Origin of the sequence: Pedobacter nototheniae (genome assembly GCF_032678625.1) — a bacterium.
Lineage (GTDB): Bacteria > Bacteroidota > Bacteroidia > Sphingobacteriales > Sphingobacteriaceae > Pedobacter > Pedobacter nototheniae_A.
The window spans coordinates 255,616-269,445 of record NZ_JAVTSO010000001.1 but is presented as its reverse complement, the minus strand read 5'-3'; the positions used below and the strand labels follow the sequence as shown (position 1 = coordinate 269,445).

The 13,830-nt window shown below is 35.9% G+C and carries 10 protein-coding genes; 5 read left to right on the top strand and 5 right to left on the bottom strand.

From position 1 onward, the window contains the following. Positions 1–52: 52 nt before the first annotated feature. From R2Q77_RS01205 to R2Q77_RS01190, 4 genes are all read right to left on the bottom strand, one after another. Complete coding sequence (locus tag R2Q77_RS01205; RefSeq protein WP_316801887.1) at positions 53–3,241, bottom strand: efflux RND transporter permease subunit; 3,189 nt, start codon at positions 3,239–3,241, stop codon at positions 53–55. 59 nt (positions 3,242–3,300) lie between these two features. Continuing rightward, positions 3,301–4,368: an efflux RND transporter periplasmic adaptor subunit gene (locus R2Q77_RS01200; RefSeq protein WP_316801886.1), complete on the bottom strand. Its 1,068-nt coding sequence runs from the start codon at positions 4,366–4,368 to the stop codon at positions 3,301–3,303. 2 nt (positions 4,369–4,370) lie between these two features. Next, positions 4,371–5,711, bottom strand: coding sequence for a TolC family protein (locus R2Q77_RS01195; RefSeq protein ID WP_316801885.1), 1,341 nt, complete (start codon positions 5,709–5,711; stop codon positions 4,371–4,373). A gap of 80 nt (positions 5,712–5,791) precedes the next feature. Beyond that, on the bottom strand, positions 5,792–6,397 hold the full coding sequence (locus R2Q77_RS01190) for a TetR/AcrR family transcriptional regulator (RefSeq protein WP_316801884.1): 606 nt from the start codon (positions 6,395–6,397) through the stop codon (positions 5,792–5,794). A 163-nt stretch (positions 6,398–6,560) separates the two neighbouring features. Between R2Q77_RS01190 and R2Q77_RS01185 the strand changes: the two genes are divergently transcribed. The 4 genes from R2Q77_RS01185 (at position 6,561) to R2Q77_RS01170 (ending at position 12,349) form a co-directional block, all read left to right on the top strand. Continuing rightward, positions 6,561–7,001: a sterol desaturase family protein gene (locus tag R2Q77_RS01185; protein ID WP_316801883.1), complete on the top strand. Its 441-nt coding sequence runs from the start codon at positions 6,561–6,563 to the stop codon at positions 6,999–7,001. 138 nt (positions 7,002–7,139) lie between these two features. Continuing rightward, positions 7,140–8,726, top strand: coding sequence for a vitamin K epoxide reductase family protein (locus R2Q77_RS01180; protein WP_316801882.1), 1,587 nt, complete (start codon positions 7,140–7,142; stop codon positions 8,724–8,726). A 109-nt stretch (positions 8,727–8,835) separates the two neighbouring features. Next, positions 8,836–11,022 (top strand): peptidase domain-containing ABC transporter, encoded by a 2,187-nt coding sequence (locus R2Q77_RS01175; RefSeq protein ID WP_316801881.1) that lies wholly within the window; start codon positions 8,836–8,838, stop codon positions 11,020–11,022. A gap of 43 nt (positions 11,023–11,065) precedes the next feature. Next, positions 11,066–12,349 carry an HlyD family secretion protein gene (locus R2Q77_RS01170; RefSeq protein WP_316801880.1) on the top strand — a complete coding sequence of 428 codons (1,284 nt, stop codon included), beginning with the start codon at positions 11,066–11,068 and terminating at the stop codon, positions 12,347–12,349. A 132-nt stretch (positions 12,350–12,481) separates the two neighbouring features. Here R2Q77_RS01170 and R2Q77_RS01165 read toward each other — a convergent pair whose 3' ends face one another. Beyond that, the gene (locus R2Q77_RS01165) at positions 12,482–13,192 is read right to left on the bottom strand and encodes a LytTR family DNA-binding domain-containing protein (protein WP_316801879.1); all 711 of its coding nucleotides are present in this window, start codon (positions 13,190–13,192) and stop codon (positions 12,482–12,484) included. 382 nt (positions 13,193–13,574) lie between these two features. On the opposite strand from R2Q77_RS01165, the gene R2Q77_RS01160 reads away from it, so the two are divergent. Next, positions 13,575–13,790 (top strand): hypothetical protein, encoded by a 216-nt coding sequence (locus tag R2Q77_RS01160; protein WP_316801878.1) that lies wholly within the window; start codon positions 13,575–13,577, stop codon positions 13,788–13,790. Positions 13,791–13,830: the final 40 nt, after the last annotated feature.

Below are 13,830 nucleotides of genomic sequence, written 5' to 3'. Positions count from 1 at the left end.
AAAAAGACCGCCCTTTATCGGGCGGTCTTTTTTTTGATGGTTAAATTTATGTTTAATGCTCTATATCGTATTCTAAAACATCTTTATGGTCATAAGGTTCAACCAATAACTCATCAATTGTTTTTCCTTTTTTGTTAAACCCGAATTTCTCCAGCATAATGTCGAAAATCAGATAAACAACCGGTACAACAATTAGGGTTAAGAATAACGAACTGGTTAAACCACCAACAATAACCCAGGCCAAACCATTTTTCCATTCGGCACCTGCACCACTTGCCAGGGCAATTGGAAGCATACCAAAAATCATCGCAATGGTTGTCATCAAAATTGGACGCAAACGGGCGTGGTTGGCTAAAATAAGGGCTTCAACCGTTGATTTTCCTTCTGCTTTCATGTGGTTGGTAAAATCGACAAGGATAATCGCATTCTTGGCTACCAAACCCATTAGCATAATAAAACCTAAAATGGTGAAAATACCGATGGAGTTATTGGTTAAGGCCAATGCAAGGAATGCTCCAATTAACGCAAGTGGTAGCGAGAACATTACTACAAACGGATAAACAAAACTGTCATACAAGGCCACCATAATTAAGTATACCAAAATAATTGAAGCCAATAAGGCGATACCCAAAGTACCAAAACCTTCGGCCTGGTTTTCCTGGTCACCGGCCCATGTATAACTTACACCTGTAGGTGCCTTTAACTTTCCGTTTTTCTGAAGCTCAATTAATTTCGCCTGGAAATCAGCAACGATTGTACCTGTTGGCCTACCGATAGATTGTGCCTGAACAGATACCGAAGTTGATTTGTTTAAGCGCTCCAGCTGACTTGGGCCCGAACCTTCAGTAATGTTTGCAAATTGTGATAATTTAACCTGCGCTCCTTTATCATTTACAAAAATAAGGTTACGTACATCATCAATATCCTTTCTGTTGAAATCCTGATATTGAATGTTAATGTCGTACTCGTACTCGCCTTTTCTATATTTACCATCCGTATTGCCGGCAAAAGCAGTTTGCATGGTAGAACCTACAGTAGATAAAGTTAAGCCAACAGCCGACATTTTATCGCGGTCTACCTGAACGTTAATCTCTGGTGTACCTTTTTCTACTGATAATTTAATCTCTGTAGCTCCTGAAATGCCTTCAAGTACTTTTTTAGCACCTTCAGCATATTTTAACGCGCTATCTAAATCAGAACCCATTACCACTAAGGAGATTGGTGCATTTTCAGCAATACCCAAAATACTAATCGGCACTGTTTTAACTTTAGCTCCAACCAGTTCTTTGGCCAGCGCACGACTCATTTTAGTGGCGAAAATATCGGATGAAACACCTTCACGTTTTTCGCGGTCAACAAGTTTAACGTTAATCTCTGATTTATAAGCTGTAGCCTGCGTACCTCCAAAATCACCACTGGCTTGGCCAACTGTGGTAATCAGCTGTGTAATTTCAGGTTGTTTATTTAAAAAAGCCTCTGCTCTTTGTGTAAAGAAATTGGTTTTTTCTAATGGCGCATCTTTTGGTAATTCAATCTGTACTAAGAATTCTCCTTTATCAGATTTAGGGAAAAACTCTGAACCAATAAAACCAGCGCCTGCCAGCCACATGGCTGCAACAAATAATATAACTACTGCAGCAATGGTACGTCTTTTATGATTTAAAGACCAGGTTAAGATATTGGTAATCCAGTGGGTGAAGCTTTTAAGTTGTTTTTCGAACCATAAAATGAAACGGCCGAATATGTTTTTGCCTTCAATATGCTCCAGCTTACCAAATCTTGAGAAAAGTAAAGGAACAATAGTGAATGAAGCAACCAACGAAAGTAATGTTGCAATAATTACAACCACACAAAACTGGCGAAGGATATTGGATACCAGACCCGAACTAATTGCAATAGGGAAGAATACCACCACAATTACTAAAGTGATGGATACAACCGTAAAACCAATTTCGCGTGTTGCGTCTGACGCTGCCCTTACTTTATTTTTACCCATCTCCATATGTCGCTGGATATTCTCCAATACCACAATCGCATCATCCACCAGGATACCTACCACAAGTGATAGCCCTAATAAAGACATTAAATTTAAGGTAAAACCAAATAAATTGATTCCGATAAATGTTGCAATTAACGATGCCGGAATGGATACCATTACAATTAATGCATTACGTAAACTGTGTAAGAAAAATAGCATTACAAAAGCCACCAATACTACGGCAAGCATTAAATCATGGATTACCGCATCAGCTGATTCTAATGTGAAAATTGAACTGTCGTTCACAATTTTCATATCCAGCTTATTCGTTTTATATTCTTCTTTAAGCTTGTCGATAATGGCATGTACACCCTTACTTACTTCTACAGCATTCGCATCACTTTGTTTAATGATTTGAATGGCAATTGACTCTTTACGATCAACACGGGCTAATTTTTCTGTTTCTTTTTTAGCATCCTGAACATCGGATACATCACCCAAACGAATTTGAGCGCCATCTTTCGATGTTGTTAAAACTAAATTCCGTAACTCATCAATACTCCTGTATTTACCTGATAAACGAATTAAAACATCCTGATTATTCGTTTTAACACTTCCGGTAGGGAAATCAAGGTTGGAACTTAAAATCATTTGCTGCACCTGAGGAACAGAAAGGTTGTAGCCTTGTAATTTATCTGCATCTAAGGCAACCTGGATTTCACGTTCAGAACCACCAATTAAATTTACCTGCGCTATACCACTTACCCTCGAAATAACTGGTGCAATACGCTTATCAATTAAATCATAAAAGGTAATGTCGTCCATATTGGCCGAAGCCGTCATGGTAATAACCGGTAAATCATCTAATGAAAATTTACTTAATGATGGTGTTTTTACATCCTCAGGCAAGGTAGAAAGAATGGCGTTTACCTTACGCTGCGCATCATTTAAAGCAATATCAATATTGGCTTTATCGGTTAATGTAATGGTTACCGTTGATAAACTCTCAAATGATACCGAGTTTATTTTCTTAATATTTTCCATGGAGGAAACGGCATCCTCAATTTTCTTGGTTACCGTATTTTCTACCTCATTTGGAGAAGCTCCGGGATAGATGGTAGAAATGGATACTACGTTGTTTGAGAATTTTGGCAATAACTCATAACCCAACGAAAAGTAACTTAGCAAGCCCAGCAAGGTAAGTGCAGTAAAAACTACAATCACCAGCGACGGCCTTTTTATAGATATATCTGTTATCTTCATTTTCTTTTAATATAGCCTACGTTATACACGTGAAGCGAATTTATATTTGCAAAATTTGCTTACTTAACAATGCTCACAGGAGAGCCTTCGCTTAAGTTAATTTGTCCGCTGGTAATCACAGATTCGCCTTCTTGTAAGCCTTCAAGAATCTCAACATTATCGCCCAAAATACGGCCCGCAACCACTTTGCGTAATTTTGAAGTATTGTTTGCTTTATCCAATACAAAAACCTGATTACTACTTACACTACCCACAAACGACGTACGTGGAATAAGGATACTTGGTGCCTGTTGAGGGAAATTAAAAATAGCTGTACCGTACATACCTGCTTTTAAAGTATTTTTAGCATTGTTAGAAACTTCAATTTCAATTGGGAAATTTAATGTTCCATCAGCTTTGGCTGCAATAAAAGTAATTTGGCCGTTAAACTTATCCGTAGGAAATACAGAAGATCTGATGTCGATTTTATTGCCAACTTTAAGGTTTGCTACCTGCGATTCGTTTACGTTAACTTTCAGTTTTAATTTTGAAACGTCAACCAATTCAAACATTTGTGTACCCTGCGCATTTACAAAGGCACCCACCTCAATGTATTTTTTGTTTACAATACCATTAATCGGCGATTTAATGATGGCATTATTTAGCGTTTTTTGTGAAGCCTGTAAACGAAGTTTTGCGCTTTTAGTAGCTAATTTAGCCTGATCTAACTGTTGTTGCGTTACGCCGCCAGTTTGGTAAGAACTTTGGTACCTGGCCTCATCTCTTAGTGCATTCTGGTAGGTAGCCTCAGCCGTTTCTCTATCCGTATTAATAATTTCAGCATCAATACGCGCTAAACGCTGCCCTTTAGAAACTCGATCACCCTCCGCTACATAAATAGCAGAAATACGACCTGCATTTTCGTTTAAAAGGTTTAATTCTTGTTTTGGGATAAAATTTCCGTTTGCACTAAAATCAAGATCCACAGTTTTCTTTTCAACGGTTGCAACCCGAACGGCTATTGCACCACTACCTTTAGCAATGAATGCAGTTTTTTCTTCATTCTTCTTTTTATTGTTGCTTAATACGTAAGCTATTGCACCAAGCGCAATAACAATTACAACGATTATGGTAATTATTCTTTTCATTTCTATTTTACTAACGATTTAATATTTCCGTTTGATTTTATTAATTGTATTTCGGCAATTTTATAGTTTAATAATGCCTGTGTATAGCTGTTTTGCGCTGAGGTTAGCGAATTTTCTGTTTCCAGCAAATCCGTTAAAGTAGCTAAGCCATTGTTGTAGTTATTCTGTGTACTTCTGTAAATTTCATCAGCAAGCTGTGCGTTTTTACGTTGAGAAGTAATGGTGTTCATGTTGTTGCGCAACTGGATTTTTGCATTTTCATAAGCCATGTTCAAAGAGTTTGTCGATTCTAACCTGTCTTCTTTAGCTTTTTTAATGTCAACGTCAGCCTGGCGGATTTTTGAACGGGTTAAAAAGCCATTAAAGATTGGTATTTTTAAGGTTAAGCCTATAGCCGAAGCACCGTAACCAATAGCCGCACTATTTGAATTTAAGAAATCGAAACCATCACTTTGGCTCGAATAAGTATAGTTTCCCGTTAAAGCTAAACTCGGGTAATATTCAGATACGTACGCTTTTCTTTGAAGCGATAACAGCTTATCCTGATTATCCAAAAGCTTTACTTCAGTTCTGTTCGACAGGTCAATTGAATTGCTGAGCTCAGGTAATTGTGTTACTTCTGTTAACTCGGTAAATGGTAAGGTAATTGGCGTACTAACCGGCATTCCCATGGAGAATTTAAGCTGATTTTCCAGTTGAATGATGGAGTTAACCACCTGATCCCGCTGTGTAGTCAGATTGGTCATGTTTACCGTGATGCGATCAACGTCAATTTTTCGGGCTAAACCGTTTTTGTATTGGTTGGTTACAATTTTCTCTAAAACCCTCACATTTTTAATGTTCGTGTCAATTACATTCAATTGTTGTCTGTTTACCAACACCTGGTAATAATTATTGGCAACCAGTTCAATAATTTGTTCCTCTGTTAACTGAGCAGTAAGATTGTAATATTCTTCACTTGATCTTGCTGCTTTTAAGCCAGTAAAAACCTGCTGGTTAAATAATTGTTGGGAAAGTTGAACGCCAGCGGTTGAATTCCAGCTTTGACCCAGTTTAAATGATTGTGTAGTGCCACCTAAATTTGCAACCAACTGTCCAATAATAGGGTTATACGTTAAGCCAACATTACCTGTAAGTTGAGGTAAAGCCTGTGCTCTTACTTCCTCAACCTTATATCTTCCTTTTTCTATATCCAGTTTGGATTTGCGATAGGTAGTGTTGTTTTGAAGAGCATAATTAAGCGCATCTTTCAGTGTAACTTGCTGTTGCGCCAAAACTAATGATGGTAAAGCCATGCCCGCAATAAGGATAAGCATTAATTTTACCGTTTTTATTCTAAGCATAATATATTGATTTTTGTTTTTGGGTTCTTATCTATACTTAACCCTCCATTGGGCTAATGTTTTTTTATTATATCTTTCTTTTAGCACTTAAGTCCTTTGGTAAAAATAGAAGAAAGGTCTTTTTGCTTTTTAGTCATTTTGGATAAAGCTTTTTTATCCGGAAAAAGATCACGCCCGGTTTCCATAATGCACATATTGGTTAAGCCCATTAAACTTTCCAGGTAAAGCTCCGCAATGTGGCTCATGTCCTCATGGTCAATTTCTTTTTTAACCTGCGCTTGTCTGAAAATTTCAGCAAAGAAATCCTTTTCTGATTTTTTTAAGGTGGTAAGCTTGGTTTTAATTACATCATCGTTTAACAAATCAGGTATACCCTCTGCAATCCTCATCATGTAATACTTCTGAAAAAAAGTATTACGGACATCAATCGTGTTGTAAAGGATGTCGATAAGCGATTGATCAGGATTATGTTTCTTTTTTAACAGGTCAAAAAAATCATTAAAAACACGTTCAATAACACCAACAATTAAACTTTTCTTATCTGGGAAATAATAATAAAGTGAAGGCTTGGAAACGGAAAGGTCTTCAGCAATATCATTCATCGTGGTTTTGTTAATTCCAAAATGTGTGAAACGCTTTATAGCACCATCAATAATGAGTTCTCTTTTTTTATCAGCAACAATCATTTTACTTTTCTACTTTCTGACTTTTTTAATATTTTAGTCAAAAATAGTGCTAAAAACTCATTTGTTAATCACTCGCATCAATTTCTGTCATAACCTTACAATTTAATGACATTTTTTGCGCTTATGGCTGGTTTATATATCTTTACAAAGCTAAATTTTGTTCATGATTTCAGTTTTGCTCAACATTTTTGTTCTTATATTGACCATTATTTTCATGGAAACCTTTTCATGGTTTATTCATAAATATTTATTTCACGGGCCATTATGGTTCATTCATAAAAGTCATCACCGGCATAAAAAAGGTTTTTTCGAATGGAATGATGTGTTTGCTTTGCTTTTTGCTGCGGCATCTCTTTACCTTATGTTTAACGACCGGAATAATTTTGGGGTTAGATTTTTTATAGGCGCTGGTATTTCAGGTTATGGCTTAATCTATTTTATTATTCACGATTGGTTTATCCACCGCCGTTTAAAAACATATAAAAGCAACAATAAATATTTATTGCTGATTAGGAAAGCACACAAAATACATCATAAAAACATAGGTAAACATAATGGAAGAGCCTTTGGGTTATTATTCTTTAACAAGCGTGTGCTGCATTAAAAATATTGTGTTGTTTTATAACTATTCATGTCTATTGTTACCGCCAATTGATAATCTTATAATTTTTACATAATTTTCTGCTGAAATATTATTAAGAGTTAAAATTTTTAACCACATTGTGGTATACATTAATGTCTCATGAAATTATTCCAACCAACCAAATCGAACTTAGATACCGTACTATTTTCTTTAATTAAAACTCTAAAAGTTAATGTAACCGAACAAACGGTCGAAACTTGTTTGTCCGATCATCCGGAGAATCCCAGTTTATTGGCCCTTAGCGATTGCTTAACTGACTGGAATATTGAAAATCAAGCCTTTCGGATTGCTCGAGAAGATTATGATGTTGAAGATTTATTGTTTCCTTTTGTTGCCCATTTTACCGAAAAAGGTGGGCGATTCATCTTAGTAAGAAACATTAACGCAGGTACTGTTCAGTTTTCTGATGAAAAAAATAAGAATGCAACAATGCCTGAAGACGAATTTCTAAAGCGCTGGGACGGTATTGCGCTTCATGCAGAACTAACAACGGGTAGTGGAGAAAAAGACTACAGCCAAAACAGGCTAAAATATTTTCTGCAAAGTTTGGTGTTACCCCTTGGTTTAGTGTTATTGCTTAGTATAATCGGGCTGGTATTTTATAATCAGACCGTTTCGTGGTCAAATGCACTTTTATTACTGATCAAATTATCTGGTTTAACCATAAGTGTACTCTTATTAATTCAAAGTATAAATTCCAATAACCCCTTTATTCAAAATTTATGCAGCCTTGGCGGGAAAAATAATTGCAACGCAATTTTAAAATCCGATGCAGCCAAGGTTACTTCGTGGTTAAGCTGGAGCGAGGTTGGCTTTTTTTACTTTGCGGGCTCTTTTTTGCTATTGCTGGTCAATCCTTCAAGCATGTTTATTTTAGCCTGGCTTAATGTATTGGCGCTTCCGTATACGATTTATTCAATTTCCTATCAGTACAGAAGTAAAAACTGGTGTATATTATGTTGTACTGTACAGGCTTTGCTTTGGCTGGAGTTTTTAACTAATCTTATTTCTGGTCAATTTAGCTTTAGCACAGGCATCTCACTTTTTAATATCGGTATATTGGCAATCTGCTTTCTTTTTCCAATTGTACTGTGGGCATTTTTTAAGCCGTTTTTTTTAGATGCTGCCCAATTAAAACCCGTACAAAACCAACTTAAAACTTTTAAATACAATGGCGATTTATTTAAGCAGGCTTTAACCAATCAACCCCGCTATGCCGTAAATGATGAGCTTTTGCCGGTTTTAATGGGGAATACAAAGGCTGAAACCATTATAACGATGGTAAGTAACCCGTTTTGCGGGCCCTGCAGTAAAGCGCACAAAACCATTGAAGAATGGTTACAGACCAGAGACGATATTCAGTTAAAGGTTATTTTTAGTACAGCAGATCATGACCATGATTCGGGAACTAAAATGGCCAGACACATCACTGCCTTGAGTTTATTAAAAGATAAGAGCGTAACCGAAAAAGCTTTAAATGCCTGGTACGATCAAACCAATAAGAAATATGAGAGCTGGGCAGAACAATACCCTGTAACCGTTAATGATGAGGTTGCCGGCGTAACAGAAAAGCATAAAGCCTGGTGCAAAATGGCCGAAATTACTTTTACACCAACCATTTTAATTAATGGCTACAAATTACCAGAACCTTACCGGTTGGAAGATATTAAGTATTTGATTACTTAGGAGGCTGTGGTCGCAAATTTCTAATATTTCAAAAATGAAAATTTAACTCATCAAATAAATAACAATAATTGTATTATTGATCAAACATTAAACATAGCCTAACCATCCATTGAAAACCTTTCCTTACTATAAACAACCAGATCAAATGGATTGCGGACCCACCTGTCTGCGAATGATTGCCAAACATTATGGCAAAAATTTTAGTTTACAACGGTTAAGGGAAATTTCTGGAATCAACAGGGAAGGCGTTTCTTTATTGGGCATTAGCGAAGCCGCGGAAAAAATTGGGTTTCGTACCACAGGAATAAAACTGCCGTTAAATCAAATTAAAGAAGTAGAATTTCCAATAATCCTGCACTGGGACCAGAACCATTTCGTGGTTCTTTATAAAATTAAACGAAATAAATATTTTGTTGCCGATCCTGCAAAAGGATTAATGGAATATTCGGAAGCAGAATTTTCAAAACATTGGCTTAGTACCGTAGTTGATGGGCAAAGCGAAGGCATTTTGTTAACACTCTCACCCAGTCCTGATTTTTATACGCAGGAGGGAGACAAAAACGAAGGCCTTGATTTTAGTTACCTGCTAAAATATTTATATCGTTATAAACAATTGGTTATTCAGCTTTTTGTGGGTTTAGGTGTAGGGAGTTTACTCCAGCTTATTTTACCTTTTCTTACACAATCGGTCGTTGATATAGGCATTAATACCCGCAACCTCAATTTTATTTACATTATCCTCATTGCTCAAACCATGTTGTTTATTGGGCGGATGAGTGTTGATTTTATACGCTCCTGGATTTTACTTCACATAAGTACCCGTATTAATATCTCGATATTAACCGATTTTTTAATTAAGCTGATGAAACTGCCTATGGGTTATTTTGATACGAAAATGACCGGTGATATTTTGCAGCGGATGAATGACCAGAAAAGAATTGAAAGCTTTTTAACAGGGTCTACCCTAAGTGTAATCTTCTCCATGTTTAACCTGGTGATTTTTGCGATTGTATTAGCTTATTACAATATCAATATATTCATCATTTTTGTAGTAAGCAGTATTCTGTATAGCTTATGGGTAATATTTTTTCTTAAGCGAAGACGTGCACTTGATTTTAAACGCTTTGATATCTCTTCAAAAAATCAAAGCGCAGTTGTGCAGTTGATTAGTGGCATGCAGGAAATAAAATTGAATAACTGCGAGCAGCAAAAACGTTGGGAATGGGAGCGCATACAAGCGGCGCTTTTTAGGTTTAATGTAAAGAGTTTGGCACTTGGGCAATACCAGCAAGCCGGAACTTTTTTTATTAACGAGGGTAAAAATATCCTGATCACCTTTTTAGTAGCAAAATCCGTGATAGATGGTCAGTTAACGCTTGGGGCAATGATGGCGGTTCAATACATTATTGGACAGTTAAATAGCCCGATAGAGCAAATGCTGGGTTTTGTACAGCAATTACAGGATGCTAAAATTTCATTGGAGCGTTTAAATGAAATCAGGCAAATGGACGATGAAGAACCTTTGGATAAAACTTTTATCCGAGCGTTGCCGCAAGATAAGAGCATTAATATCCAGAATTTATCATTTACGTATCCAGGAGCGGGAAATGAACCCGTTTTATCTCAGGTAAATTTAAGCATTCCGCAAGGTAAAACCACCGCTATTGTTGGTATGAGCGGAAGTGGGAAAACTACGATTCTTAAACTTTTGCTACGGTTTTACGAACCTCAAAAGGGCGACGTTAAAGTTGGTAATGCCTATTTAAATCAGGTTAGTTTTCGGTATTGGAGAGGGCTTTGTGGTGTTGTAATGCAGGATGGCTTTATATTTTCAGACAGTATTGCCAAAAATATTGCTGTAGGTGATGAATACCCGAATATGGCTAAATTAAAACATGCCATTAACGTAGCCAATATCAACGATTTTGTAGAAAGCTTACCTTTAGGTTTAAATACTAAAATTGGTTCAGAAGGTAATGGAATTAGTCAGGGACAAAAACAACGAATTTTAATTGCCCGTGCGGTATATAAAGATCCGGAATATATTTTCTTTGATGAGGCTACAAATGCACTCGATGCTAATAACGAGAAAGTGATTATGGAAAACCTCGAGAGCTTTTTTAAAGGCCGGACAGTAGTTGTGGTTGCCCACAGGTTAAGTACAGTTAAAAATGCAGATAACATCATTGTACTGGATAAGGGTGTAATTATAGAACAAGGTACACATGCCGAACTGACACAAAGTAAAGGCGAGTATTATCAATTGGTGAAAAATCAGTTAGAACTGGGTTCGTAAATAAAAAACAATTGATTTTGAATAATCAAAAAATAACAAATAAATGCCTCAGGAAAACGTATATCAGGAAGTAAACAGCGAAGAAGTGCAGGATATTATTACTGCGGTTCCATCATGGATTTTGCGCTGGGGAATTACTTTGATTTTTGCCATTTTAGGTGGGATCATCTTACTGTCTGCTTTAATTGAATATCCCGATGTAGTGAAAACCAACCTGAAAGTGAATAGTTTAAATTCGCCCAAACAGGTTTTAGCAAAACAAGGTGGAAAATTAACAGCCCTGCTGGTACAAGACGGACAGATGGTTGAGGAAAATCAAGTGCTTGCATTTTTTGAAAGTACCGCAAATCCCAATGATGTTTTAAAGTTGAGCAAACAATTAAAACAATTTCAAAATAATGTTTTAGCCAACAAGCTAACTATGATTAATTTACCAACGGGATTAAACCTTGGCGAGTTACAAACCAGTTATCAAAGCTTCTTTCAGCAATACCTACAATACCAGTCTACGCAGAAAAATGGTTACTATCTAAATAGGATGGCCTTTTTGGAGCGCGATTTAAAAGATATTAATACACTTAAAGCGCAGTTAATAAGGCAGCAAAAAGTACAGCAGCAGGAATATGCCAATAACGAAAAGGAATATAAGGCGTACAGGCAGCTTTATGATAAAAAGGTAATCTCCAGCAGTGAATTTTCGCAGCAGGAAAATAAATATTTAGCTTCGAAATATCCATTGCAACAAACCGAAACTTCGATGCTTAATAATGCCAGTAGTTATACCGGTAAAGAAAAAGAGTTGCTTGATTTAAAACACACCATAACAGAAGAACAAGCTAAGTTTCTGCAATCGCTTAATCAATGTATAACTGAAAGCGATGCGTGGATATTGCAACACATTTTAAGAGCCCCGGTGGCTGGTAAACTAAGTTTTGCAGGTATTGTGCAGCAAAACCAGAATGTAGTAGCTAACCAGGAGGTTTTTATTGTTAATCCTGGTAACGCAAATTATTTTGGAGAAATACAGATTCCGCAGTACAACATGGGTAAAATACGAAAAGGAGAACGTACGCTTGTGAAATTAAAAAGTTATCCTTTTGAACAGTACGGAATGATTAGAGGGCGTTTAACCTTTATTTCTGACGTAGCTTATAAAGACAGTGTATTCATCGCGAAAGTAAGTTTCGAACAGTTCGAAAATAAAGATCCAAACCGAAAGATTGTACTAAAAAATGGCATGCAGGCCGATGCTGAAATTATTACAGAAGAAAGTTCATTGTTGCAGCGGTTTTTCAGAAATATCACCAAAATGATGCATAGCCAGTAGTTGTGTATTAGCTTTTAATTTGCACCTAAAAAAGAAATTATAAAAACTTAATTATCATGGAGCCTTTTATCTATAAATACTCGTGATCGTATAAATTGATAAATTTCCTTGTGGATTTAATTAACAAATAAATTAGTAATTATTCTTTGTCAGCGACGTTAAAAAGGATTTAATCTCAGGTTTATAGGACAAAGCAATGTTAACTACTATGTTATTGGATAGATAAACGTTGTTGCCGTCATATTTTTTTATGTGATTGACGGAAATAATAAAGGACCTACTAATTCTTTTAAATCGATTAAATTTTTTCAAATGTTTTTCCATGTCTGAGATTTTACCATATTGAAGATAAGTTTTTTCATGTGTATGGATTTGGATATAATTGGAGGCAGCTTGTACGGCGATGATACTGGTGATAAATATTTTTAAGGTTTCACTTTTTATGCCTGATTTTATCCAGATAAATTCCTCTTCTAACAAAAAACTCCTCATTAACTGATCTATTATAGATTGAAACTTCTGAAATCCAAAAGGTTTCGATAAAAAATGTCGGGCGTCAACGTTGTACCCTTCAATAGCATTTTTGGTATGAGCAGATACAAGTACGAGCCGGGAAACTTTTTGGTTAATTTGTTTGGCTAACTCCAGGCCAGAAATTTCTGGCATTTCAATATCCGTGAATAGGAAGTCAATAGGTTCTTCACGCTTGAGTATTTCTTTTAATGCTACTAATGGCTTTTTATACGCTTTAATTAAAATTAGGGATGGAATGAGCGATATGTATTCAATTAGTTGATTTAAGGCAAATTGATCGTCATCAACTATAATGCAAGTAAAAATCATCAGTAAACAAGTTTAATCGTTTTGCTATTTGGGATGATGATAGCATTTGCAAGTCAAATATAAACGATCTCTATTGAATATGAATAAGATATTAAGGTCACTCGCATAATATTTTTAGGCATTCACATAATAAATAAAATTCATTTAAAATTTCTTTTCAAATTAGATTTATGATTTAAAGGAGAAAAAGTGCTCTTAATCATTCCTATTTAATTATTTCTATACCACATTATACAGCCCAACAGAGCTAAGTATAACTTTCAGGTGGAAATACATACAGAAGCACAAAAATATATTCATTGAGAAGGTAAAGGAGCATGCACTTTATTAATACATGTCGTTGTATAGAGCGAATCCTGAAGTTCAAATTAAAAAGTAAAACATGGATTTAAACAGATTTGGTATTATCAGCCCACAAAGCGGCGTGTTAAGCAGAGAAGAAATGAAGCACATTAAAGGAGGGGGAAGTGTTACCTGTACGTATACCATAAATGGGAAAAAGGAAACAGGAGTAATGGCAGATGGCTATGGACAGGACTTTGCAGATGGTATATGTGAACATGATGAAACTTGTGATGATGTTGATTGTGACGGATAATAAACATTTCCACAATTTTTTAAGAGCGGCATTTAATATG

Excerpts from the sequence above, each read along its gene's own strand:
- R2Q77_RS01205 (WP_316801887.1), bottom strand. The coding sequence starts at position 3,241 with ATGAAGATAACAGATATATCTATAAAAAGGCCGTCGCTGGTGATTGTA.
- R2Q77_RS01200 (WP_316801886.1), bottom strand. The coding sequence starts at position 4,368 with ATGAAAAGAATAATTACCATAATCGTTGTAATTGTTATTGCGCTTGGT.
- R2Q77_RS01195 (WP_316801885.1), bottom strand. The coding sequence starts at position 5,711 with ATGCTTAGAATAAAAACGGTAAAATTAATGCTTATCCTTATTGCGGGC.
- R2Q77_RS01190 (WP_316801884.1), bottom strand. The coding sequence starts at position 6,397 with ATGATTGTTGCTGATAAAAAAAGAGAACTCATTATTGATGGTGCTATA.
- R2Q77_RS01185 (WP_316801883.1), top strand. The coding sequence starts at position 6,561 with ATGATTTCAGTTTTGCTCAACATTTTTGTTCTTATATTGACCATTATT.
- R2Q77_RS01180 (WP_316801882.1), top strand. The coding sequence starts at position 7,140 with ATGAAATTATTCCAACCAACCAAATCGAACTTAGATACCGTACTATTT.
- R2Q77_RS01170 (WP_316801880.1), top strand. The coding sequence starts at position 11,066 with ATGCCTCAGGAAAACGTATATCAGGAAGTAAACAGCGAAGAAGTGCAG.
- R2Q77_RS01165 (WP_316801879.1), bottom strand. The coding sequence starts at position 13,192 with ATGATTTTTACTTGCATTATAGTTGATGACGATCAATTTGCCTTAAAT.
- R2Q77_RS01160 (WP_316801878.1), top strand. The coding sequence starts at position 13,575 with ATGGATTTAAACAGATTTGGTATTATCAGCCCACAAAGCGGCGTGTTA.